This window comes from Klebsiella sp. GB_Kp047 (genome assembly GCF_040065235.1).
Taxonomy (GTDB): domain Bacteria; phylum Pseudomonadota; class Gammaproteobacteria; order Enterobacterales; family Enterobacteriaceae; genus Klebsiella; species Klebsiella quasipneumoniae.
Map to the genome: position 1 here is coordinate 53,674 of NZ_JBEAJG010000040.1, position 23,828 is coordinate 77,501.

Consider the following 23,828-nt stretch of genomic DNA (forward strand, 5'->3'; position numbering starts at 1 on the left):
CAATGGTGGATGACAGACAGGGTAGGCAGCATGCTGTATGGGTTTTCACAGGTTATTTTGCAGGGTGCGCTTGTCACCCTGGAGCTTGCGCTCAGCTCGGTCGTTCTCGCCGTCCTGATTGGGCTGGCGGGCGCTGGCGCAAAGCTATCGAGCAATCGTCCTCTGGCGCTGGTATTTGAAGGCTATACCACACTGATCCGCGGCGTCCCCGACCTGGTGCTGATGCTGTTGATTTTCTACGGCCTGCAGATTGCGCTTAACAGCGTTACCGACGCGCTGGGCATGGCGCAGTTTGATATTGACCCGATGATCGCCGGGATTATTACCCTTGGCTTTATCTATGGCGCCTATTTTACGGAAACCTTCCGCGGCGCCTACCTGGCGGTGCCGAAGGGGCATATCGAAGCGGCCACCGCCTTTGGCTTCAGCGGCGGGCAGACGTTCCGGCGCATCCTGTTCCCGGCGATGATGCGCTACGCGCTGCCGGGGATCGGCAACAACTGGCAGGTTATCCTCAAGGCGACGGCGCTGGTCTCGCTGCTGGGGCTGGAGGATGTGGTCAAAGCCACGCAGCTGGCGGGCAAAAGCACCTGGCAGCCGTTCTACTTCGCCATCGTCTGCGGCCTGATTTATCTGGTATTTACCACCCTTTCTAATGGCGTACTGCTGCTGCTCGAACGCCGCTATACCGTTGGCGTCAAGAGGGCTGACCTGTGATTGAAATTATTCAGGAATACTGGAAATCCCTGCTGTGGACCGACGGCTATCGCTTTACCGGCGTGGCGATTACCTTATGGTTGCTGATCTCTTCGGTGGTCATGGGGGGCATCCTGGCGGTCTTTCTGGCAATCGGCCGCGTTTCGAGCAATAAGTTCATCCAGTTTCCCATCTGGCTGTTTACTTACATATTTCGCGGCACGCCGCTGTATGTGCAGCTGTTGGTCTTTTACTCCGGTATGTACACCCTGGAAATCGTCAAAGGCACTGAACTGCTGAACGCCTTTTTCCGCAGCGGGCTAAACTGTACGGTGCTGGCGCTGACCCTGAACACCTGCGCTTATACCACCGAAATTTTCGCCGGCGCGATCCGCTCGGTACCGGCGGGCGAAATTGAAGCGGCGCGGGCCTACGGCTTCTCTTCGGTCAAACTGTACCGCTGCATCATCCTGCCTTCCGCGCTGCGGATTGCGCTGCCGGCCTACAGTAACGAAGTGATCCTGATGCTGCACTCGACGGCGCTGGCGTTTACCGCTACGGTGCCGGATCTGCTGAAAATCGCCCGCGATATCAACTCGGCCACCTATCAGCCGTTCACCGCCTTTGGCATCGCCGCGGTGCTCTATTTAATTATCTCGTATGTGCTGATTAGCTTGTTCCGCAAAGCGGAAAAGCGTTGGTTGCAGCATATCAAACCTTCTTCGACGCATTGAGAACGCCATGTCCGACAATAAATTAAACGTTATCGATCTGCATAAACGCTATGGGGAACACGAGGTGCTGAAGGGCGTCTCGCTGCAGGCGAAAGCCGGGGACGTTATCAGTATCATCGGTTCATCGGGTTCCGGGAAAAGTACCTTTTTACGCTGTATTAACTTCCTTGAAAAACCGAGCGAAGGCACGATCGTCGTCAGCGGCCAGAATATTGGCCTGGTACGGGATAAAGACGGTCAGCTGAAGGTGGCCGACAAGAACCAGCTGCGCCTGCTGCGCACCCGGTTGACCATGGTGTTTCAGCATTTCAATCTGTGGAGCCATATGACGGTGCTGGAGAACGTCATGGAGGCGCCGATTCAGGTGCTGGGCTTAAGCAAACAGGAAGCGCGCGAACGGGCGGTAAAATACCTGGCCAAGGTCGGGATAGACGAACGTCAGCAGGCGAAATACCCGGTGCATCTTTCCGGCGGCCAGCAGCAGCGTGTCTCTATTGCCCGCGCGCTGGCGATGGAGCCGGAAGTGCTGCTGTTCGATGAGCCGACCTCCGCGCTGGATCCGGAGCTGGTGGGCGAAGTGTTACGCATCATGCAGCAGTTGGCGGAAGAGGGGAAAACCATGGTGGTGGTGACCCACGAAATGGGCTTTGCCCGCCACGTCTCTTCGCATGTCATTTTCCTGCATCAGGGAAAAATCGAAGAGGAAGGGCATCCGGACGCGCTGTTCGGCGCGCCGAAAAGCCCGCGCCTGCAGCAGTTTCTGAAAGGTTCGCTGAAATAAACGGCTTACCCGGCGTCTGCGGGCGCCGGGTGGGATTCACGCTCCAGCCGGTAAATCCAGTCATCGTAATCGACGCCGTTCAGATGATAGGCTTTCTCCAGCACCTGCGTGCGCACAAAGCCTTGCTTCTCCAGCAGGCGCGATGATCCACGATTCTCTCCCAACACCCAGGCATTGATGGCCTGTACCCCCAGCGTGCTGAAACCATAATCGCAGATCGCCCGCAGCGCTTCGCTGGCATAGCCTTTTCCCTGAGCCTCGGGCAGCAGCGCATAGCCGACGTCGGCCTCGTGCGGATTTTTAGGGCTGATGCGAAGCCCAATATCGCCCAGCGCATCGCCGCGCTTATTACGCAGAACATACACGCCGGGATCGGCGCAGCGACTGGCGAACACGCTGCGCAACGCCTCCTCGCTTAACACTTCGCCCATAAAACGCATCACCTGCGGATCCTGGCGCAGGCGCAGAAAAAAGGGCCAGTCATCGGTAACAAAGCGGGTAAGCGAAAGGCGAGGCGTGGTGATGGTCGTCATAAAGCAGTCAATTCGAAGAAGGAAAGGCCTACCTTAGCACTTTGCTTCGCCAGGTAACACCGGCGAACCGGCCGGCTGGCGATGAACTCAGGCGCTTCAGGGCGCTGGCTGTCCGGGATATGGCGATGCTGCAGCGCCAGGCTGAGGCCATCCAGGCGTGGAGCATGAGCCAGCAGAATGGAATCAGGGGAGCCAATGCTCCCCTGTGTCAGCCATTAACTCAGCACATCCTTTAGCGCTTCGTCGAGATCGTACCAGCGGAAGGCGAAGCCGGCGGCTTCCAGTCGCTTAGGCAGCGCGCGCTGGCCGCCGAGCACCAACACAGCGGATTCGCCCATCAGCAGGCGGATGGCGGCGGCGGGAACGCGGAAAATCGCCGGTCGATTGAGCGCATGACCCAGCGCGTGGGCGAACTGCTCGTTATGCACGGGATAGGGCGAAACCATATTGAATGGGCCGCGCAGATCGTTATCCAGCAGCCACAGAATGCCGTTAACCATATCGTCGATATGGATCCAGGCCAGGTACTGTCTGCCGCTGCCGATAGGCCCACCGAGGCCGAGCTTAAAGGCCGGGGTCATTTTGCCAAGAATACCGCCCCGCGGCGCCAGTACCACGCCGGTGCGCAGCAGACAGACGCGGGTGCGCTCGCTTTGCGCTTCGCAGGCAATTTGCTCCCAGCGGGCGCAGAGCTTATGGGTAAACTCATTGTGCGGCGGCTCTTCTTCAGTCACCACCACTTCGCCGAGGTCGCCGTAATAGCCGGTGGCTGACCCGCTGATCAGCACGGAGGGAGGGGTGTCGCTGGCGTGGATCAAGCCCACCAGCCGCTGAGTGAGATCCCAGCGACTATGGCATAAGCGCTGTTTCTGCTCGGCGGTCCAGCGTTTATCGGCGATGGGCTCGCCCGCCAGATTGATGACGGCATCGATGCCATTGAGGTGGTGATGGCCCTCGAAATCGCGCCACAGCGTGACGCGCGGATCGAGACGGGCGCGGGCGGTATCCGGATGTCGGGTGGAGACCGTGACGCTATGCCCAAGCTCCAGCAGTCTGGGTATCAGATGTCGGCCAATCAGGCCGGTACCACCAGTAAGCAGGATCTTCATACCACCTCCCTGACATGGTTAGCGCCGCCAGCTCATGGTCATGGATACCGAGTCGGCATAGCGCAGCGCGTGAAGTTTATCGATCTCCACTTCAGCATATGTGACCCAGTGATGTTCGCATGCGATATTCAGCACATCCTGAGTTAATTTTTCCAGCAGCGAGAAACGACCATTCTCAAGATGGCTAATGATGCGTTTGGTAATGGTGCGGTAGTTCAACGCATCATTAATGTCCTCGCTGTCGCGCGCTTTATCGGCAGGGTAGTGAATGGCCACATTCACTACCACGTCCTGGCGGTTGGCGATCTCTTCCTCTTTAATACCAATAAAAGTACGCAGGCGCAGGTTCTTAATACGAATAATGGCGTCTGGTTGAGACATTGCAGGCTTCCTCCGTGGTTTAAGTCCTGCAATCATACAACAAAGCGCGACGGGCGAGCAGGGGGTTAATAAGGCTGAATTTTTAACATCGCTTCCACCGTCGCCGGCCGCTGCTTAATGCGCTCATACCAGTTATGCACCGCCGGATAGTTCGCCAGATCGATCCGCTGGCGGACATGGCAGTTCACCCAGGGCCAGGCGGCGATGTCGGCGATGCTGTAGTGGTCCCCGCCCAGCCACGGGCTGGATCCCAGGCGGTGATTCAGTACCCCATAGAGTCGCTGGGTTTCCACCTGAAAACGCTCAATCGCGTAGGGCACGGTTTGCGGCGCTGAGTGGGAAAAATGCTGATTTTGCCCCAGCATCGGCCCCAGGCCGCCGACCTGCCAGAACAACCACTGCAGGGTGGTATAGCGCGCCCGCAGCTCCCCGCTCAGCAGCTTGCCGCTTTTTTCCGCCAGATAGAGCAGGATGGCGCCGGACTCGAAGACGCTCAACGGCGCGCCGCCGTCGGCAGGCATGTGGTCGACGATAGCTGGAATTTTGTTATTCGGCGAAATCGCCAGAAACTGCGGATGAAACTGCTCCCCTTTGCCAATATCGACCCGAATTAGCCGATAGGCCAGCTGCGCCTCTTCGAGAAACAGGGTGATTTTGTGGCCGTTTGGGGTGGGTGCATAGTAGAGATCGATCATAATATTTCCCGCCGTCGTGGGTCGCAAACTGATCGAGTATAGGTGAAGCTGCGCGACCCGGGAAAAAATCCGCGAGCGGGGCGCCAGCCACGCAGCGGACGAGCAGTGACATCGCCGGTAAGACAGGCTATGTTGGTTTATTGCCCTGTCTACCAACCCTGAGGAAGTTATGAGCCAGCCTGTGATTACCCTGTGGTCCGATGCCGATTTTTTCTCACCGTACGTGATGTCTGTTTATGTCGCGCTGCAGGAAAAGAGCCTGCCTTTTAGCCTTAAAACCATCGACCTGGGCAGCGGCGAACATCTGCAGGCCGGCTGGACGGGCTATACCGCCACCCGTCGCGTACCGCTGCTGGAGGTTGACAATTTCGCGCTGAGCGAGTCTTCGGCGATTACCGAATATCTGGATGAGCGTTTCGCGCCGCCTGAGTGGGAGCGCCTTTATCCACACGATCTGCAAAAGCGGGCCCGCGCCCGGCAGATCCAGGCCTGGCTACGCAGCGATCTGGTGCCCATTCGTGAAGAGCGATCCACCGCCGTGGTGTTTGGCGGGGTGAAAATGCCGGCGCTCAGCGAGGCAGGCAAGCGGTCGGCGGAAAAACTGTTTGCCACCGCTACCACGCTGCTGGCCCACGGCGGGCAAAATTTATTCGGCGAATGGTCTATTGCCGATGCCGACCTGGCGCTGATGCTCAATCGTCTGGTTCTCAATGGCGATGAGGTGCCGGAGGCGCTGGCGGATTATGCGACTTTCCAGTGGCAGCGGGCCTCAATCCAGCGTTACGCGGCGCTTTCCGCCAAACGCGGAGGCTGATAACCCGCCGCGCTTCCGCTATCATAGAGGCATCGTAACCAGTGGAGATGGAACCTATGAAGCTGATGTTTGCCTCCGATATTCATGGTTCGCTACCTGCGACGGAACGCGTGCTTGAGCGGTTCGCGCAAAGTGGCGCCAGGTGGCTGATCATCCTCGGCGATGTGCTTAATCACGGGCCACGCAACGCGCTGCCGGAAGGCTATGCGCCGGCGGAGGTGGCCGAGCGGCTGAACAGCGTGGCGGAGCGCATCATTGCGGTTCGCGGTAACTGCGACAGCGAAGTGGATCAAATGCTGCTTCGTTTTCCCATGACCGCGCCCTGGCAGCAGGTGCTTGGCGAAGGCTACCGCCTGTTTCTGACCCACGGTCATCTTTATAGCCCGGACAATTTGCCGCCACTTGCCGCTGGCGATGTCCTGGCGTATGGCCATACTCATATTCCGGTTGCTGAAAAACGCGGGGCGTTCTCTCTGTTTAATCCAGGCTCAGTGAGTATCCCAAAAGGGGGATATTCCGCCAGCTATGGGCTACTGGATGAGGGGCGTCTGCAGGTTTTAGCACTCAATGATAATCAGGTTATTGCAGAGGTCGCAATTTACCCGTAATTTAGCCCTCAATCATAAAGACGCGCCGCAAGAGCGCTTTTAAAGTAAGGTTTCCTGATGGCGGAACAGAATCATTTGGCAAGCACAGAATGGGTCGATATTGTTAATGAAAACAATGAGGTGATAGCACAGTCCAGCCGCGAGCAGATGCGCGCGCAGTGCCTGCGCCACCGGGCGACCTATATCGTCGTTCACGACGGAATGGGGAAAATTCTGGTGCAGCGACGCACCGAGACAAAAGACTTTCATCCGGGCATGCTGGATGCCACCGCCGGCGGCGTCGTGCAGGCTGATGAGCAGTTGCTGGAGTCGGCCCGTCGCGAGGCGGAAGAGGAGTTAGGCATCGCCGGGGTGCCGTTTGCCGATCACGGCCAGTTCTACTACGAAGATAAATTCTGCCGCGTCTGGGGAAGCCTGTTCAGCTGCGTCTCCCACGGGCCGTTTGCCCTGCAGGAAGAGGAGGTGAGCGAGGTGTGCTGGTTAACGCCGGAAGAGATCACCGCCCGCTGCGATGAGTTCACGCCCGACTCGCTGAAAGCGCTGGCGCTGTGGATGACCCGTAACGCCGGCAACGAGTATGATGACGCGGAAGAGAGCGAGCGCGAATAAACGCGCTAACGCGTGGCAGCAACTGCTGTTCGCCTCCTGACAAAAAAGGCAGCCATCTGGCTGCCTTTTGCTTTCTCTCAGCGGGCGATTACTTCTGCTGCTGAGCTGACTGGATCGCGGTCAGTGCGATGGTGTAGACGATATCGTCAACCAGCGCGCCACGAGACAGATCGTTGACCGGCTTGCGCATACCCTGCAGCATCGGCCCGATGGAGATCAGGTCGGCAGAGCGCTGTACCGCTTTGTAAGTGGTGTTACCGGTGTTCAGATCCGGGAAGATGAACACGGTCGCGCGGCCAGCTACCGGCGAGTTCGGCGCTTTGGATTTCGCGACGTCAGCCATCACCGCGGCGTCATACTGCAGCGGGCCGTCGATCATCAGGTCAGGACGTTTTTCCTGCGCCAGACGGGTCGCTTCGCGGACTTTTTCTACATCGCTACCCGCGCCGGAAGTACCGGTGGAGTAGGAGAGCATCGCCACGCGCGGTTCGATGCCGAAGGCAATCGCGGAGTCAGCGGACTGAATCGCGATTTCCGCCAGCTGCTCTGCGGTCGGATCCGGGTTGATCGCGCAGTCGCCGTAAACATAAACTTGTTCCGGCAGCAGCATGAAGAACACGGAAGAGACCAGCGAGCTGCCCGGTGCGGTTTTGATCAGCTGCAGCGGAGGACGAATGGTGTTGGCGGTGGTGTGTACCGCGCCGGACACCAGGCCATCGACTTCGTCCTGTTCCAGCATCAGGGTGCCGAGAACCACGTTATCTTCCAGCTGCTCGCGGGCGACGGCTTCGGTCATGCCCTTGTTCTTACGCAGTTCGACCAGGCGAGCCACGTAGCTTTCGCGCACCACTTCCGGGTCGACGATTTCGATACCGGCGCCCAGCTCAACGCCCTGCGCTGCTGCAACGCGGTTAATCTCATCCGGGTTGCCCAGCAGCACACAGGTGGCGATCCCGCGTTCGGCGCAGATGGCTGCGGCTTTCACGGTACGCGGCTCGTCGCCTTCCGGCAGAACGACGCGTTTGCCGGCTTTACGCGCCAGCTCGGTCAGCTGGTAGCGGAAGGCTGGCGGAGAGAGACGACGGCTGCGCTCGGAGGTCGCGGTCAGCGATTCGATCCAGTCGGCGTTGATGTAGTTGGCAACGTATTCCTGAACTTTCTCAATGCGCTCGTGATCGTCAACCGGTACTTCGAGGTTGAAGCTCTGCAGGCTCAGGGAGGTCTGCCAGGTGTTGGTGTTGACCATAAACACCGGCAGGCCGGTGGCGAAGGCGCGTTCGCACAGCTTGCTGATGCGCGCGTCCATTTCATAGCCGCCGGTCAGCAGGATGGCGCCGATTTCCACGCCGTTCATCGCTGCCAGGCAGGCGGCAACCAGCACGTCAGGACGATCTGCGGAAGTAACCAGCAGCGAACCTGCGCGGAAGTGCTCCAGCATGTGCGGGATGCTGCGCGCGCAGAAGGTCACGGATTTCACGCGGCGGGTGTTGATATCGCCTTCGTTGATGATGGTCGCATTCAGGTGATGGGCCATGTCGATCGCGCGGGTGGCGATCAGATCGAAGCTCCACGGTACGGCGCCCAGCACCGGCAGCGCGCTGCCTTTTTGCAGCTGAGCCGGGTCGATCTTCACGACTTTCGCTTTGGATGAGTCGTCGAAAATTTCCGACAGATCAGGACGGGTACGGCCCTGCTCGTCGACCGGCGCGTTCAGTTTGTTGATGATAACGCCGGTGATGCTGGTGTTTTTCGCGCCGCCAAAGCTGTTGCGGGTCAGTTCAATACGCTCGTTCAGCTGTTCTGGCGTATCGGTACCTTGCGACATGACGAAGACGATTTCCGCGTTCAGGGTTTTGGCGATTTCAAAGTTCAGCGCCTGAGCGAACTGATGCTTACGGGTCGGCACCAGGCCTTCCACCAGCACCACTTCCGCGTCCTGGGTGTTCGCGTGATAGTTGGCGATGATCTCTTCCATCAGCACATCTTTCTGATTGCTGGAGAGCAGAGATTCAACGTGGTTCATCTTCAGCGGTTCAGCAGCGGTGGTGGTGGAGGAGCTGGCGCGAACGATGGTGGTGGTCTGGTCCGGGGCATCGCCGCCGGAGCGCGGCTGGGCGATAGGTTTAAATACGCTCAGACGAACGCCTTTGCGTTCCATAGCGCGGATCACACCGAGGCTGACGCTGGTCAGACCTACGCTGGTACCGGTAGGAATTAACATGATAGTACGGGACACGGTATATCCTCTTTCGTTACCGCCAGTATCAGGCGGGATACAAAACAGCACCACCAGCGACCCGTCATACTCCACGTTGCACGTGCGTTGGCTCTACTTGCTCACCCCGGTCGCGTATGCGCCGGGGATCTGCTGTGTCGCCGCCTTCCTGCAGCGCGAAGTATTGCGGGTCAGGGCTGGCGGTGTGGAATTATGCGGTCAGACGGCTGGCGTCTTGCGCGATGACCAGCTCTTCGTTGGTCGGGATAACCACGGCAGGACGGGTGCCTTCTTTGTTGATGAAGCCAGACTTGCCGAAGCGGGCAGCCAGGTTACGCTCATGGTCAACTTCGAAGCCCAGTACGCCCAGTTTGCCCAGCGACAGCTCACGCACCATCGCGGCGTTTTCACCAATGCCACCGGTGAAGACCACGGCGTCGAGACGGCCGTCCATCAGCGCGGTGTAGGAGCCGATGTATTTCGCCAGGCGGTGGCAGTAGACGTCCATCGCGCGTTTAGCGTCGGCTTTTTCCTGGTAGTTGTCTTCCACGTAGCGGCAGTCGCTGGTGACTTCGGTCAGGCCCAGCAGGCCGGACTCTTTGGTCAGCATTTTGTTGATGGCGTCAACGCTCATGCCCAGGGTGTCGTGCAGATGGAAGATGATTGCCGGATCGATATCGCCGGAGCGGGTACCCATCACCAGGCCTTCCAGCGGGGTCAGACCCATGGAGGTGTCAACGCATTTGCCGTTACGAATAGCGGAAACCGAACCACCGTTGCCAAGGTGGCAGGTGATGATGTTCAGCTCTTCAACCGGCTTGTTCAGGATCTTAGCGGCTTCCTGAGTCACGTAGAAGTGGCTGGTGCCGTGTGCGCCGTAACGACGAACGCCGTGCTCTTTGTACAGGCTGTACGGCAGGGCGTAGAGATAGGATTCTTCCGGCATGGTCTGGTGGAACGCCGTATCGAATACTGCCACGTTTTTGTCTTTCAGGTGCGGGAAGGATTTCAGCGCTTCAGCGATGCCGATCAGATGTGCCGGGTTGTGCAGCGGTGCAAAGGACGCCGCGTCTTTAATGCCCTGAATCACGGACTCGTCGATGACGACGGAGCTGGTGTATTTTTCACCGCCGTGGACGATACGGTGGCCAATTGCGGTCAGCTGAGCAGACAGTTCTGGTTTTTGTGCCAGAATAGTGTTAACGATAAAGTTCAGTGCTTCGCTGTGCGCGGCGCCCGCGCCTAATTCGGCTTCTTGTTTGCCGCCGTCAATTTTCCATTTGATACGGGCTTCTGGCAGGTGGAAGCATTCCGCTAAACCGGACAGGTATTCGTCGCCGTTAACGGCGTCAAGGATAGCAAATTTCAGAGAGGAGCTACCGCAGTTCAGAACCAGTACTAACTTACTCGACATGGAAGTACCTTTTTATGATACGTGGCTAAAAAAACGTCAGTGTGTCATTAGCGTAGCGCAGGATGACCTCGACATTTATGATTAACATCATGCCTTGTTCTGTTTTCAGGCACGATGAGATAAGTACATTTGATTTTATGCCATTTTGCATAATTTTCAGCCAATGGCAGAATATGCGATAATTTGACTAGCCTGGCAAAAGAGTCTATCCGCCCTTTCAGGCGGGCACAGGATACCTGATTGCGGCATCCTTTGCCAAAATCTTTTGAACGATGTCATGCATAGTTGGTGTTTTGCACGAATTTTTTAAGTTTTATATGTAAAGTTGAGGTAAAGCCATGTCGACCCCTGAGAAACGCCCCGTTAGCTTCTTTAGCTTGTTCAACCGCGGGCAGCACTACGCGAAGACCTGGCCTCTCGACAAGCGCCTCGCGCCGGTATTTATTGAAAACCGCATCATTCGTGCCACCCGCTACGCCATCCGCATCATGCCGCCGATCGCCATTTTCACCCTCTGCTGGCAGATAGCGCTGGGCGGCCAGCTGGGGCCCGCCGTGGCCACCGCGCTGTTTGCACTGAGCCTGCCGATGCAGGGGTTATGGTGGTTGGGTAAACGTTCAGTGACGCCGCTGCCGCCTTCCATTCTTAACTGGTTCTACGAAGTACGCGGCAAACTGCAGGAGGCGGGGCAGGCGCTGGCGCCTGTCGAAGGCAAGCCCGATTATCAGGCGTTGGCTGACACGCTTAAGCGCGCCTTCAAACAACTCGATAAAACTTTCCTTGATGATTTGTAATTCACTACGGAAAACGCATATAAAAGAAGGCGCATGATTTATGCGCCTTCTTTATTTCACGCCCTACCGTGCTACAGGAGTCACAACATGGAAATGACCAATGCGCAGCGTCTGATTTTATCCAATCAGTACAAGATGATGACGATGCTCGACCCGGACAATGCGGAGCGCTACCGTCGTCTGCAAACCATCATTGAGCGTGGGTATGGGCTGCAGATGCGTGAACTGGACCGCGAGTTCGGCCAGCTGACGGAAGAAACCTGCCGTACCGTAATCGACATCATGGAGATGTACCACGCGCTACACGTCTCCTGGACCAACCTGAAAGATGCGGCGGGTATCGACGAGCGTCGGGTCACCTTCCTCGGATTTGATGCCGCCACCGAAGCGCGTTTTCTCGGCTACGTGCGCTTTATGGTCAACGTTGAAGGCCGTTACAGCCACTTTGACGCCGGCACCCATGGCTTTAACTCGCAGACCCCGATGTGGGAGAAATATCAGCGGATGCTGAGCGTCTGGCACGCCTGCCCACGCCAGTATCATCTGAGCAGTAACGAAATTAACCAAATCATCAATGCCTGAGGGAGGTGCCCGTGCAGTGTAAAGGTTTCCTGTTCGATTTAGACGGGACGCTGGTGGATTCCTTGCCGGTGGTGGAGCGTTCATGGTGCAAGTGGGGAGATCGTTTCGCCATTGACCATGATGAAATTCTCAGTTTTATTCACGGCAAGCAGGCCATTACCTCCATTCGCCATTTTATGCCGGGTCGCAGCGAGGAGGATATCCAGGCCGAATTCCGTTATCTCGAGCAGATGGAAGCCACTGATATCGAAGGCATCGTCGCTCTACCGGGGGCGTTAGCCCTGTTGAATACGCTCAATGAGGCCGGGATCCCGTGGGCGATTGTCACCTCCGGCTCGATTCCGGTTGCCCATGCGCGTCACCGCGCGGCGGGCCTGCCGATGCCGGAGGTGTTTGTCACCGCTGAGCAGGTGAAGCATGGCAAGCCGGCGCCGGACGCCTATCTGCTGGGCGCCGAGCGGCTGGGTCTGCCTGCCGGGGAGTGCGCGGTGGTGGAAGATGCGCCGGCGGGGCTCCTCTCCGGACTGGCGGCCGGCTGTCGCACTATCGCGGTCAACGTGCCCGCCGATGCCCCCCGTCGGGATGAAGCCGACCTCGTGCTGAGCAGCCTGGAAGATCTGGTGGTTGAACGCCAGACTGACGGCGTGATAAATGTGCGTCTTAAAGCGTAAACCCATGATTTCGCCCCGCGTCGTCGGGGCTTTTTTATGCCACTATGTCGACTCCCACTTGTGACAAGGAAACGTTGTGAACGGTGAATTGATTTGGGTTTTATCCCTCCTGGCCATCGCGGTTGTGCTGTTTGCTACCGGTAAGGTGCGCATGGATGCTATCGCCCTGATGGTCATTGTCGCCTTTGTCCTCAGCGGCACGCTGACGCTGACTGAAGCTTTTTCCGGGTTCAGCGATCCTAACGTGATCCTGATTGCCGCCCTGTTTATTATCGGCGACGGCCTGGTGCGTACCGGGGTGGCCACCAAGATGGGCGCCTGGCTGGTGAGCGTGGCAGGCAACAGCGAAACCAAAATGCTGATCTACCTGATGCTCACCGTCGCCGGGTTGGGCGCGTTTATGAGCTCCACCGGCGTGGTCGCCATTTTCATTCCGGTGGTCCTCAGCGTCTCGGCGCGGATGAATACCTCACCCTCGCGGCTGATGATGCCGCTGAGCTTCGCCGGGCTTATCAGCGGGATGATGACCCTGGTGGCGACGCCGCCCAACCTGGTGGTCAACAGTGAACTGCTGCGCGAAGGACTGCACGGCTTCAGTTTTTTCAGCGTCACGCCGATTGGCCTGGTGGTGCTGATCCTGGGCATCGTCTATATGCTGGCGGTGCGCTTTATGCTGAAGACGGATAATGGCGATTCCGCGCGCGATGGGCGAAAAAGAAGTACCTTTCGCGATTTGATCCGCGAATATCACCTCACCGGCCGCGCCCGCCGGCTGGCGATCCGACCCGGTTCGCCGATGATCGGTCAGCGACTGGATGATTTAAAGCTGCGTGAGCGCTACTGTGCCAACGTCATCGGCGTTGAGCGCTGGCGGCGGTTCCGTCGGGTGATTGTTAACGTCAATGGGGTCTCGGAATTTCGCGCCCGCGACGTCCTGCTAATCGATATGTCTGCCTCCGATGTCGACTTGCGCCAGTTCTGCGGCGAGCAAATGCTCGAGCCGATGGTGCTGCGCGGGGAGTATTTTGCCGATCAGGCGCTGGATGTGGGGATGGCGGAGGTGGCGCTGATCCCGGATTCAGAGATGATAGGCAAAACGGTGCGTGAGATAGCCTTCCGCACCCGGTTTGGTCTCAATATCGTCGGCATGAAGCGCGATGGCAAAGCGATGGATGGTTCCGTGGTCGATGAGCCGCTGCAGCTCGGCGATATTCTGCTGGTGGTCGGCAACTGGCGGCAAATTGCCCTGCTGGCGAAGCGCGGCCGGGATTTCGTGGTGCTCAATATGCCGGTTGAGGTCGATGACGCTTCGCCGGCCCACAGCCAGGCTCCGCACGCGATTTTCTGTCTGGTGCTGATGGTGGCCCTGATGCTGACGGATGAAATCCCCAACCCCATCGCCGCGATCATCGCCTGTCTGCTGATGGGCAAATTCCGCTGTATCAACGCCGAAAGCGCCTACAAGGCGATCCACTGGCCGAGCATCATTCTGATTGTCGGGATGATGCCGTTCGCCCTGGCGTTGCAGAAAACCGGTGGGGTGGATCTGGTGGTTAAGGGACTAATGGACGTCGCCGGAGGCGAGGGGCCTTATCTGATGCTCGGCTGCCTGTTTGTGATGTGCGCGGCGATAGGCCTGTTTATCTCTAACACGGCCACCGCGGTGCTGATGGCGCCTATTGCCCTGGCGGCGGCGAAGTCGATGGGTGTGTCGCCGTATCCCTTTGCCATGGTGGTGGCGATGGCGGCTTCGGCGGCGTTTATGACCCCGGTCTCTTCGCCGGTTAATACTCTGGTGCTTGGCCCGGGTAAGTACTCATTTAGCGATTTTGTCAAAATCGGCGTGCCCTTTACCGTGCTGGTGATGGTGGTCTACGTTCTGCTGATCCCGGTGCTCTTCCCGTTTTAAGATATGCAGGCCGGGTAGGGGGCGACCGCTGCCCAGCCTGAAAAATTACAGCGGCGAATCCTGGCTGATTTCATCCAGCGACAGCTGGAAGCTCGGGACAAACACCTGCATAAAATAATCCATCTCCGCGCTGCGCCGCGACGCCAGCGTTTTTTCCAGACGGCCTTTGGCCAGCAGAAATTCGTTGTTGCCCGCCGACAGCTCTTCGAGGCATTTCAGGTAGGCGCAGAGGGCGTCAGCCTGTTTGACGATCGACTGCTCTTCCTCACTGTAATGATGCTCGTCAATCAGCGGTTCGAAAATATCGCGCAGCTCGTCAGGCACCATATCCACCAGCTTCTGCTGGGCGATTTTCTCAATCGCCTTATATTCCTGAGCAATCTGTGAATTAAAATATTTCACCGGGGTAGGGAGATCACCGGTTAAAACCTCGGAGGCGTCGTGGTACATCGCCAGCAGGGCGATACGCTCTGGGTTGACCTGGCCGCCAAATTTGCGGTTTTTAATCGCCGCCAGCGCGTGGGCGACCATCGCCACCTGCAGGCTGTGCTCGGAGACATTTTCGGTGCGCACGTTGCGCATCAGCGGCCAGCGGTTAATCAGTTTCAGACGGGAGAGGTGGGCAAAGAAATGACTCTGACTCATAGGGACCCTTAATCAGTGACAACATCGGGTTCCATTGTGCGCAGGGATCGCCGCCGGATGCAAATGCCGGCGGCAGCACGACTAAAGCTGATGGTAGCCGGAGAGAAAGCGGCCAAAGCGGGAGATCGCCATCTCCAGGTCGTCTTCGCGAGGCAGGGTCACAATACGCACGTGATCCGGCCACGGCCAGTTAAAGGCAGTACCCTGCACCAGCAGCACTTTCTCCTGCAGCAGGAAATCGAGCACCATTTTCTGGTCGTCGTGAATATTGAAGCGTTTGGCGTCAATTTTCGGGAACATGTACAGCGCGCCTTTTGGCTTCATGCAGGAGACGCCCGGAATATCGTTGATCAGCTCCCAGGCGCGGTTGCGTTGTTCATACAGACGCCCGCCGGGAATGATGAATTCGCTGATACTCTGGTAGCCGCCCAGCGCGGTCTGGATAGCATGCTGGGCCGGCACGTTGGCGCACAGACGCATCGAGGCCAGCATTTCCAGTCCTTCGATATAGCCTTTCGCGTGTTTTTTCGGGCCATTCAGCACCATCCAGCCCTGACGGAAGCCGGCGACGCGGTAAGTTTTCGACAGTCCGTTGAAGGTCACCGTCAGCAGATCCGGCGCCAGAGCGGCAATCGAGTGATGCTGGGCTTCGTCGTAGAGGATCTTGTCGTAGATCTCATCGGCGAAAATAATCAGGTTGTGCTGGCGGGCGATCTCCACGATCTCCTGCAGCAGCTCTTTGGAGTAGACCGCGCCGGTGGGGTTGTTGGGGTTGATGATCACGATCCCGCGGGTGCGAGGCGTGATTTTGGCGCGGATATCGTCAAGATCCGGAAACCAGTCAGAGGATTCGTCACACAGATAGTGCACCGCTTTACCACTGGAAAGAGACACCGCCGCCGTCCACAGCGGGTAGTCCGGAGCGGGAACCAGCATCTCATCGCCACTGTTTAACAGCGCCTGCATCGCCTGCACAATCAGCTCGGACACGCCGTTGCCGATGTAAATATCTTCCACGGTGACATCGCGCATTCCCCGCGCCTGGTAATGCTGCATGATAGCTTTACGCGCCGAGTACAATCCTTTCGAATCGCAGTATCCCTGGGCGGTAGGCAGATTGCGGATGACGTCGACGAGGATCTCGTCAGGGGCCTCGAAGCCGAAGGGCGCCGGGTTGCCGATGTTCAGTTTCAGAACCTTATTGCCTTCTTCTTCAAGACGTTTCGCTTCTTTCAGAACCGGTCCGCGGATGTCATAACAGACGTTCTCTAACTTGCTGGATTTTTCGATGGGGGACATGAATCTTGACCTTTTAGCTGTTATCGCCACTCCCTGCCGTGGAAGTCAGCACGGAACAATGTACTCCGCCTCCCCGCTGTTTTGAAGGCTTTGCAGGAGAAGATTTTGCTAATGCAGGATTTTAAGCGTAATTGATTTATCTGTTGGTTGCTGGTTTTTCCTATGGTTTATGCCTTTTCATGGCATTTTTTCGGTCGTCTATGTTGATGTAGTGCCTTTTTTACCATCATTTATCTGGTTTGTTGGTTAGGTAAACGGGGAGCTGGAGAATGGGTGACCGTTAGAAAACGCTATTCTTAATCTCATAGCGGTTGATTTGTAATTTTGATGTTAAATAATTTTAATAAAAAACTGCGCGCAAGCGCATTATTATTATTTTTGACAGGTAATAATCTGAGGTTTGTTAATTTATATAAAATGCTGAAAAAAAATTTAAAATTATCTCAGTTAATCCTTATTAAGGCTTATAAAAAGGATGGGAATCGGTTAGAATATCGCCGTTAATATCAGTGGTAGTCGGCATGAATTATGGCTGAATTGACATTTAATATATTGTTATTACAGGATTTTATTGTTCGTTGTTCGCCAAAAAGAAGTCCGGCGAAAGAGAGGCTTTCTCACCACTACTGCGCGATTTTCCGGGGCGACGTAAGACGCCTGGCTGGCCGTGGTAATAAATAATAATGAGAAATACGAACAATATATTACTCCGGTGTTCTGCGCATTTGCTCAGACGAGTACTTTGGCATGTAATAACGTTCGTCCAGTTGTTTATCCGCCATCAGACGGTGAGCACGAGGCTCAGGGAATAGCCGGAAACCTGGCGTAAAGCATCAACAAGGCAGGTCAGCGTTAGCCACCTGTAAGTGAAGAAAGATGATTAATACAACACGTCCGATACTCAACCTCGATCTCGATCTGCTGCGCACCTTTGTAGCAGTCGCTGATTTGAACACCTTCGCTGCCGCCGCCGCCGCAGTGTGTCGTACCCAGTCCGCGGTCAGCCAGCAAATGCAACGCCTGGAGCAACTGGTTGGCAAGGAGCTTTTCGCTCGTCACGGACGCAATAAACTGCTGACCGAGCAGGGCATCCAGCTGCTGGGCTATGCCCGCAAAATCCTGCGCTTTAACGATGAAGCCTGCATGTCGCTGATGTATGGCAGCCTGCAGGGGGGACTGACCATCGGCGCGTCGGAAGAAACCGCTGATACTATCCTGCCGTTTCTGTTAAACCGCATCGGCTGCTTCTATCCCAGAATGACGCTGGAGATTAAAGTCCATCCCCATGCCGTCATCATGGCGATGCTGAGCGCGGGAGAGGTCGATCTGGCATTAACCACCCATCAGCTTCCCGGTTTTACCGCTTTCACGCTGAGAACGTCGCCTACCCTCTGGTACTGTGCAGCGGACTACGTGCTGGCGAAAGGGGAATCGATCCCCCTCATCTTGCTCGAAGAGCCTGGCCCGTTCCGTGAGGACATCATCGCCGCGCTGGAGGCTGCCCGCGTCTCCTGGCATCTGGCTCACGGCGCCTCGTCGCTCTCCGGGGTGAAAGCGGCGGTGAAAGCCGGGCTTGGGGTCACCGCGCGTCCGGTCGAAATGATGAGCCCGGATTTGCGCGTGGCCGGCATCAGCGATGGCCTGCCGGTCCTGCCGGATACCCGGTACGTCGTTAGCTGCAATCCGCAGACGGTGGGCGAACTACCGCAGGCGATTTTTCAATCTCTGAGCCAGGAGAGCGATCCCTGGCGCGCCGGGCCGGCACTTACTCCGGAAGAGGGAGGAAGCACCTTCATTTTGTGAGGTTATTTTGCTAACAAAGATCACAAAAACTGGTAACAGAATGTAAGTGCCCAAAAAGAGCCTCAAGGGTGGGTTTCCCGTCTGGTGGCTCTTTTTTTTGCACTATTATTGATGTTTTGAATCTTTTTTTTATTTCTTTGCAAGAAAATCAGCATATTGGCGTGACCTGGCGCTCACCTTGCCGACTTTTCCCAGCACTTTCAACACTTCCTGCTAATGTTAAAAAACCGGATGGATTGTTGCCGATTTCCTGGGGTAATTAACAAAACCGTGTCGCAGATCAAGAAAATACCCCTCTTTGGGGGGAGGAATCGAGGCTAAATCCTGTCAAAATAGCAGGGATTTTTGATTTACGACGGAAACGGACACGATTCAACAACACTAAAACCGAACAGTATGCAAGGTTATTTCGCATAAAAGGGCATTTAATGTTAATGAAAAGATTCCAATGTAAATTAATGTTATGAAAACTTTTGTTAAAGTTGACAAAAGGTTAAAGAAAGGGGTAAAAAGCCACGGCATCTGGGCTTCTCACATCTTCCAGGGACGCTTTTTTGCACGGTTATTTTTTATTCCTCCCGTGAAACGCTGTGGCGTTCATCTGCCAGTAAGAGCAGAGGGTTTTGGCGCTACACTTTTTGGTTAAGCAATGCGTATGTCAACATCCACTGAAGTCATCGCTCATCACTGGGCATTCGCTATATTTCTCATCATCGCTATCGGCCTGTGCTGCCTGATGCTCGTCGGCGGCTGGTACCTTGGCGGTCGCGCGCGCGCGCGTAGCAAAAACACGCCGTTTGAATCGGGGATCGACTCCGTTGGTTCGGCCCGCTTACGTCTTTCTGCGAAGTTTTATCTGGTTGCCATGTTCTTCGTTATCTTCGACGTGGAAGCCCTGTATCTCTACGCATGGTCGACCTCCATCCGCGAGAGCGGTTGGGTCGGCTTTGTGGAAGCCGCAATTTTCATTTTAGTGCTACTGGCTGGTCTGGTTTATCTCGTTCGCATCGGCGCACTGGACTGGACGCCTGCGCGTTCCCGTCGCACGCTGGTTAACCCGGAAACAGACAGTCCCACTAACCGTCATATGCAGTAAAAGCGAGGCAATAAGATGGATTATACGCTCACCCGCATAGATCCTAACGGTGAGAACGACCGTTACCCCCTGCAGAAACAGGAGATCGTTACCGACCCCCTGGAGCAGGAAGTCAACAAAAGCGTGTATATGGGGAAACTCGAACACGCGCTGCATGACATGGTGAACTGGGGCCGTAAGAACTCAATTTGGCCGTATAACTTCGGCCTTTCTTGCTGTTATGTGGAAATGGTGACGTCATTCACTGCGGTGCATGACGTTGCGCGCTTTGGGGCCGAAGTTCTGCGCGCCTCTCCGCGTCAGGCGGACCTGATGGTGGTCGCCGGAACCTGCTTCACCAAAATGGCACCGGTGATTCAGCGTCTCTATGATCAGATGCTGGAGCCGAAGTGGGTGATTTCCATGGGCGCCTGCGCGAACTCCGGCGGCATGTACGACATCTATTCCGTCGTCCAGGGCGTGGATAAATTCATCCCGGTCGATGTGTACATCCCGGGCTGCCCGCCGCGTCCGGAGGCCTATATGCAGGCGCTGATGCTGCTGCAGGAGTCCATTGGTAAAGAACGTCGTCCGCTCTCATGGGTGGTTGGCGATCAGGGCGTCTATCGCGCCAATATGCAGTCGGAACGCGAGCGTAAACGCGGCGAACGTATTGCAGTGACCAATCTGCGGACGCCGGACGAGATTTAATTTGCGCCTGCGGGCGGGAGAAACACTTCGCAAATCAATCTACAACAGCGCGAAGTCTCGCCCGGCAGTCACCACGGACCTTTTGCAATGGTGAACAATATGACCGATTTAACCGCGCATGACGCCGCACCAGCCTGGCAAACCCGCGATCACCTTGATGACCCGGTGATCGGCGAACTGCGCAACCGCTTTGGGCCGGATGCCTTTACCGTTCAGCCAACCCGCACCGGCGTACCGGTGGTATGGGTCAAGCGCGAGCAGCTGCTTGAGGTGGGTGATTTCCTGAAGAAATTGCCGAAGCCTTACGTGATGCTGTTTGACCTGCACGGTATGGACGAACGTCTGCGCACGCACCGCGATGGCCTGCCCGCCGCGGATTTTTCCGTTTTCTATCACCTGATTTCCATCGACCGCAACCGCGACATCATGCTCAAGGTGGCGCTGTCTGAAAACGATCTGCATCTGCCAACCTTCACCAAACTGTTCCCCAACGCCAACTGGTATGAACGTGAAACCTGGGAAATGTTTGGTATTACCTTCGATGGCCACCCAAATCTGCGTCGCATCATGATGCCGCCGACCTGGGAAGGCCACCCGCTGCGTAAAGACTACCCGGCGCGCGCCACCGAATTCGATCCGTTTGAGCTGACCAAAGCCAAACAGGATCTGGAGATGGAAGCGCTGACTTTCAAACCGGAAGAGTGGGGCATGAAACGCGGCACCGACAACGAGGACTTCATGTTCCTCAACCTCGGTCCGAACCACCCGTCCGCGCACGGTGCCTTCCGCATTATTCTGCAGCTGGATGGCGAAGAGATCGTCGACTGCGTGCCGGATATCGGTTACCACCACCGCGGCGCCGAGAAGATGGGCGAGCGCCAGTCCTGGCACAGCTACATCCCGTACACCGACCGTATCGAATACCTTGGCGGCTGCGTCAACGAGATGCCGTACGTGCTGGCCGTAGAAAAACTGGCCGGGATCACCGTGCCGGATCGCGTCAACGTGATCCGCGTGATGCTCTCCGAACTGTTCCGCATCAACAGCCACCTGCTGTATATCTCAACCTTTATTCAGGACGTCGGCGCGATGACGCCGGTCTTCTTCGCCTTTACCGATCGGCAGAAAATCTACGATCTGGTGGAAGCGATCACCGGTTTCCGTATGCACCCGGCGTGGTTCCGCATCGGCGGCGTCGCGCACGATCTGCCGCGCGGCTGGGATCGTCTGCTGCGTGAGTTCCTCGAGTGGATGCCGAAGCGTCTGGACTCCTATGAAAAAGCCGCCCTGCGCAACACCATTCTGAAGGGCCGTTCCGTCGGCGTGGCAGCCTATACCGCCAAAGAGGCGCTGGAGTGGGGCACCACCGGCGCAGGCCTGCGCGCCACAGGTATCGGCTTCGACGTGCGTAAATGGCGTCCTTATTCTGGCTACGAAAATTTCGACTTCGAAGTCCCGACCGGCGGTGGCGTTTCTGACTGCTACACCCGCGTGATGCTGAAAGTCGAAGAGCTGCGCCAGAGCCTGCGCATTCTTCAGCAGTGCCTCGACAATATGCCGGAAGGGCCGTTCAAAGCGGATCACCCGCTGACCACGCCGCCGCCGAAAGAGCGCACGCTGCAGCATATCGAAACCCTGATCACCCACTTCCTGCAGGTATCGTGGGGCCCGGTCATGCCGGCCAACGAATCCTTCCAGATGATTGAGGCGACCAAGGGGATTAACAGTTACTACCTGACCAGCGACGGCAGCACCATGAGCTACCGTACCCGCGTCCGCACGCCGAGCTTTGCGCACCTGCAGCAGATCCCGTCGGCGATCCGCGGCAGCCTGGTATCCGACCTGATCGTCTATCTGGGTAGTATCGATTTTGTTATGTCAGACGTGGACCGCTAATTATGCACGAGAATCAACAACCACAAACCGAGGCTTTTGAGCTGAGTGCGGCAGAGCGTGAGGCTATTGAGCACGAGAAGCACCACTACGAAGACCCGCGTGCGGCGTCCATCGAAGCGCTGAAAATCGTTCAGAAACAGCGCGGCTGGGTGCCGGATGGCGCGATCTACGCCATTGCCGATGTGCTGGGCATCCCGGCCAGCGACGTCGAAGGCGTGGCGACGTTCTATAGCCAAATTTTCCGCCAGCCGGTTGGCCGTCACGTGATCCGCTACTGCGACAGCGTGGTGTGTCACATTACCGGCTATCAGGGGATTCAGGCCGCCATCGAGAAGAAGCTGAACATCAAGCCAGGGCAGACCACCTTTGATGGCCGCTTTACCCTGCTGCCGACCTGCTGCCTGGGCAACTGCGACAAGGGACCGACCATGATGATTGATGAGGACACTCACAGCCATCTGACGCCGGAGGCAATTCCTGACCTGCTGGAGCAGTACAAATGAAAACCGTAATTCGTACTGCGGAAACGCATCCGCTCACCTGGCGCCTGCGCGACGACAAGCAGCCGGTCTGGCTGGACGAGTATCGCAGCAAAAATGGCTATGAAGGGGCGCGAAAAGCGCTGACCGGCATGGCGCCGGACGAGATCGTCACGGCGGTAAAAGACGCTGGCCTGAAAGGGCGTGGCGGCGCGGGCTTCTCCACCGGTCTGAAGTGGAGCCTGATGCCGAAAGACGAATCCATGAACATCCGTTACCTGCTGTGTAACGCCGATGAGATGGAGCCGGGCACCTATAAAGACCGCCTGCTGATGGAGCAGCTCCCGCACCTGCTGGTGGAAGGCATGCTGATCTCCGCCTTTGCGCTGAAGGCTTATCGCGGCTACATCTTCCTGCGCGGAGAGTATATCGAAGCGGCCCAGCATCTGCGCCGCGCGATTGCCGAAGCCACCGAGGCGGGCCTGCTGGGGAAAAATATCCTCGGCACTGGTTTTGACTTCGAGCTGTTTGTCCACACCGGGGCAGGACGCTATATCTGCGGCGAAGAGACGGCGCTGATCAACTCCCTGGAAGGCCGCCGCGCTAACCCGCGCTCCAAGCCGCCGTTCCCGGCGAGCTCCGGCGTGTGGGGTAAGCCGACCTGCGTCAACAACGTGGAAACCCTGTGCAACGTGCCGGCGATTCTGGCTAACGGCGTCGAGTGGTACCAGAACATCTCCACCAGTAAAGATGCCGGCACCAAGCTGATGGGCTTCTCCGGCCGCGTGAAGAACCCGGGCGTCTGGGAGCTGCCGTTCGGCACCACGGCCCGCGAGATCCTTGAAGATTACGCCGGCGGTATGCGCGATGGCCTGAAGTTTAAAGCCTGGCAGCCGGGTGGGGCAGGGACCGACTTCCTCACCGAAGCGCACCTCGATCTGCCGATGGAGTTCGAAAGCATTGGTAAAGCGGGCAGCCGTCTGGGCACCTCGCTGGCGATGGCCGTTGACCACGAGATCAACATGGTCTCGCTGGTGCGCAACCTCGAAGAGTTCTTTGCCCGCGAGTCCTGTGGCTGGTGTACGCCGTGCCGCGATGGTCTGCCGTGGAGCGTGAAGATCCTGCGCGCCCTGGAGCGCGGCGAAGGTCAGCCTGGCGATATCGAAACGCTTGAGCAACTGTGTCGATTCCTGGGCCCAGGGAAAACCTTCTGCGCGCACGCGCCGGGCGCGGTTGAGCCGCTGCAGAGCGCGATTAAATATTTCCGCGAAGAATTCGAGGCTGGCATTAAGCAGCAGTTCAGCAATACCCATGCAATCAACGGGATTCAGCCGAACCTGCTTAAGACGCGCTGGTAATCTAAAGGTTTTTTTAT

General features: G+C 57.0%; 25 protein-coding genes. 17 read left to right on the top strand and 8 right to left on the bottom strand.

Annotated features, from left to right (window positions below; all coding sequences use genetic code 11):
• Window positions 1–30: 30 nt before the first annotated feature.
• Genes ABLV76_RS19335 through hisP form a run of 3 tightly spaced genes read left to right on the top strand, consistent with a single transcriptional unit; the run spans window position 31 to window position 2,211 of the window.
• Window positions 31–717, top strand: coding sequence for a histidine ABC transporter permease HisQ (locus ABLV76_RS19335; protein ID WP_004201769.1), 687 nt, complete (start codon window positions 31–33; stop codon window positions 715–717).
• Window positions 714–1,430 carry a histidine ABC transporter permease HisM gene (gene hisM / locus ABLV76_RS19340; RefSeq protein WP_002913207.1) on the top strand — a complete coding sequence of 239 codons (717 nt, stop codon included), beginning with the start codon at window positions 714–716 and terminating at the stop codon, window positions 1,428–1,430. The genes ABLV76_RS19335 and hisM overlap by 4 nt, the downstream gene beginning before the upstream one ends.
• A gap of 7 nt (window positions 1,431–1,437) precedes the next feature.
• Window positions 1,438–2,211, top strand: a complete 774-nt coding sequence (hisP, locus tag ABLV76_RS19345; RefSeq protein WP_002913206.1) for a histidine ABC transporter ATP-binding protein HisP — start codon at window positions 1,438–1,440, stop codon at window positions 2,209–2,211.
• A gap of 5 nt (window positions 2,212–2,216) precedes the next feature.
• Here hisP and ABLV76_RS19350 read toward each other — a convergent pair whose 3' ends face one another.
• The gene (locus ABLV76_RS19350; protein WP_017899517.1) at window positions 2,217–2,744 is read right to left on the bottom strand and encodes a GNAT family N-acetyltransferase; all 528 of its coding nucleotides are present in this window, start codon (window positions 2,742–2,744) and stop codon (window positions 2,217–2,219) included.
• Window positions 2,745–2,863: 119 nt separating this feature from the next.
• Between ABLV76_RS19350 and ABLV76_RS19355 the strand changes: the two genes are divergently transcribed.
• Window positions 2,864–2,980 (top strand): hypothetical protein, encoded by a 117-nt coding sequence (locus tag ABLV76_RS19355; RefSeq protein ID WP_032425776.1) that lies wholly within the window; start codon window positions 2,864–2,866, stop codon window positions 2,978–2,980.
• On the opposite strand, the gene ABLV76_RS19360 is transcribed toward ABLV76_RS19355, so the two are convergent.
• The 3 genes from ABLV76_RS19360 to yfcG all read right to left on the bottom strand — a co-directional run bounded on the left by ABLV76_RS19360 (window position 2,960) and on the right by yfcG (window position 4,929).
• Entirely contained in the window at window positions 2,960–3,853 is an 894-nt protein-coding gene (locus ABLV76_RS19360; RefSeq protein ID WP_288466131.1) for a TIGR01777 family oxidoreductase, read from the bottom strand. The genes ABLV76_RS19355 and ABLV76_RS19360 overlap by 21 nt on opposite strands.
• Before the next feature lie 18 nt (window positions 3,854–3,871).
• The gene (gene folX, locus ABLV76_RS19365; protein WP_002913200.1) at window positions 3,872–4,234 is read right to left on the bottom strand and encodes a dihydroneopterin triphosphate 2'-epimerase; all 363 of its coding nucleotides are present in this window, start codon (window positions 4,232–4,234) and stop codon (window positions 3,872–3,874) included.
• Between the two features lie 65 nt (window positions 4,235–4,299).
• On the bottom strand, window positions 4,300–4,929 hold the full coding sequence (gene yfcG, locus ABLV76_RS19370) for a GSH-dependent disulfide bond oxidoreductase (protein WP_004201763.1): 630 nt from the start codon (window positions 4,927–4,929) through the stop codon (window positions 4,300–4,302).
• A 169-nt stretch (window positions 4,930–5,098) separates the two neighbouring features.
• Between yfcG and yfcF the strand changes: the two genes are divergently transcribed.
• From yfcF to yfcD, 3 genes are read left to right on the top strand one after another with little or no spacing between them, the layout of a single operon-like run.
• Window positions 5,099–5,743: a glutathione transferase gene (yfcF, locus tag ABLV76_RS19375; RefSeq protein ID WP_032456432.1), complete on the top strand. Its 645-nt coding sequence runs from the start codon at window positions 5,099–5,101 to the stop codon at window positions 5,741–5,743.
• Window positions 5,744–5,799: 56 nt separating this feature from the next.
• Entirely contained in the window at window positions 5,800–6,351 is a 552-nt protein-coding gene (yfcE, locus tag ABLV76_RS19380; RefSeq protein WP_004201761.1) for a phosphodiesterase, read from the top strand.
• Between the two features lie 57 nt (window positions 6,352–6,408).
• On the top strand, window positions 6,409–6,960 hold the full coding sequence (yfcD, locus tag ABLV76_RS19385; RefSeq protein WP_002913197.1) for an NUDIX hydrolase YfcD: 552 nt from the start codon (window positions 6,409–6,411) through the stop codon (window positions 6,958–6,960).
• Between the two features lie 88 nt (window positions 6,961–7,048).
• Here the strand turns inward: yfcD and pta are convergent, their stop codons facing one another.
• Both pta and ackA read right to left on the bottom strand, forming a co-directional pair.
• On the bottom strand, window positions 7,049–9,196 hold the full coding sequence (gene pta, locus ABLV76_RS19390) for a phosphate acetyltransferase (RefSeq protein ID WP_004201759.1): 2,148 nt from the start codon (window positions 9,194–9,196) through the stop codon (window positions 7,049–7,051).
• 190 nt (window positions 9,197–9,386) lie between these two features.
• A complete protein-coding gene (ackA, locus tag ABLV76_RS19395) occupies window positions 9,387–10,589 on the bottom strand; it encodes an acetate kinase (protein ID WP_004201756.1) in 1,203 nt (400 codons plus the stop codon).
• A 338-nt stretch (window positions 10,590–10,927) separates the two neighbouring features.
• Between ackA and yfbV the strand changes: the two genes are divergently transcribed.
• From yfbV to ABLV76_RS19415, 4 genes are all read left to right on the top strand, one after another.
• Window positions 10,928–11,383: a terminus macrodomain insulation protein YfbV gene (gene yfbV, locus ABLV76_RS19400; protein ID WP_002913194.1), complete on the top strand. Its 456-nt coding sequence runs from the start codon at window positions 10,928–10,930 to the stop codon at window positions 11,381–11,383.
• 87 nt (window positions 11,384–11,470) lie between these two features.
• Window positions 11,471–11,965: a YfbU family protein gene (locus ABLV76_RS19405; RefSeq protein ID WP_004201754.1), complete on the top strand. Its 495-nt coding sequence runs from the start codon at window positions 11,471–11,473 to the stop codon at window positions 11,963–11,965.
• An 11-nt stretch (window positions 11,966–11,976) separates the two neighbouring features.
• Entirely contained in the window at window positions 11,977–12,636 is a 660-nt protein-coding gene (locus tag ABLV76_RS19410; RefSeq protein ID WP_156234136.1) for a sugar phosphatase, read from the top strand.
• Window positions 12,637–12,712: 76 nt separating this feature from the next.
• A complete protein-coding gene (locus tag ABLV76_RS19415) occupies window positions 12,713–14,545 on the top strand; it encodes an SLC13 family permease (RefSeq protein ID WP_348878427.1) in 1,833 nt (610 codons plus the stop codon).
• Between the two features lie 45 nt (window positions 14,546–14,590).
• On the opposite strand, the gene yfbR is transcribed toward ABLV76_RS19415, so the two are convergent.
• Window positions 14,591–15,190, bottom strand: a complete 600-nt coding sequence (gene yfbR, locus ABLV76_RS19420) for a 5'-deoxynucleotidase (RefSeq protein ID WP_004201749.1) — start codon at window positions 15,188–15,190, stop codon at window positions 14,591–14,593.
• Window positions 15,191–15,271: 81 nt separating this feature from the next.
• Entirely contained in the window at window positions 15,272–16,489 is a 1,218-nt protein-coding gene (alaA, locus tag ABLV76_RS19425) for an alanine transaminase AlaA (protein WP_004201748.1), read from the bottom strand.
• An 876-nt stretch (window positions 16,490–17,365) separates the two neighbouring features.
• On the opposite strand from alaA, the gene ABLV76_RS19430 reads away from it, so the two are divergent.
• From ABLV76_RS19430 to nuoF, 6 genes are all read left to right on the top strand, one after another.
• Window positions 17,366–18,292: a LysR family transcriptional regulator gene (locus tag ABLV76_RS19430; RefSeq protein ID WP_004201747.1), complete on the top strand. Its 927-nt coding sequence runs from the start codon at window positions 17,366–17,368 to the stop codon at window positions 18,290–18,292.
• Between the two features lie 649 nt (window positions 18,293–18,941).
• Window positions 18,942–19,388 (top strand): NADH-quinone oxidoreductase subunit NuoA, encoded by a 447-nt coding sequence (nuoA, locus tag ABLV76_RS19435; RefSeq protein ID WP_002913181.1) that lies wholly within the window; start codon window positions 18,942–18,944, stop codon window positions 19,386–19,388.
• A gap of 15 nt (window positions 19,389–19,403) precedes the next feature.
• Window positions 19,404–20,078, top strand: a complete 675-nt coding sequence (nuoB, locus tag ABLV76_RS19440; protein ID WP_002913178.1) for an NADH-quinone oxidoreductase subunit NuoB — start codon at window positions 19,404–19,406, stop codon at window positions 20,076–20,078.
• Between the two features lie 87 nt (window positions 20,079–20,165).
• Complete coding sequence (gene nuoC / locus ABLV76_RS19445; protein ID WP_004201746.1) at window positions 20,166–21,974, top strand: NADH-quinone oxidoreductase subunit C/D; 1,809 nt, start codon at window positions 20,166–20,168, stop codon at window positions 21,972–21,974.
• Window positions 21,975–21,976: 2 nt separating this feature from the next.
• Window positions 21,977–22,477 (top strand): NADH-quinone oxidoreductase subunit NuoE, encoded by a 501-nt coding sequence (gene nuoE, locus ABLV76_RS19450; protein WP_002913160.1) that lies wholly within the window; start codon window positions 21,977–21,979, stop codon window positions 22,475–22,477.
• Window positions 22,474–23,811 carry an NADH-quinone oxidoreductase subunit NuoF gene (gene nuoF / locus ABLV76_RS19455; protein WP_002913158.1) on the top strand — a complete coding sequence of 446 codons (1,338 nt, stop codon included), beginning with the start codon at window positions 22,474–22,476 and terminating at the stop codon, window positions 23,809–23,811. The genes nuoE and nuoF overlap by 4 nt, the downstream gene beginning before the upstream one ends.
• Window positions 23,812–23,828 lie beyond the last annotated feature (17 nt).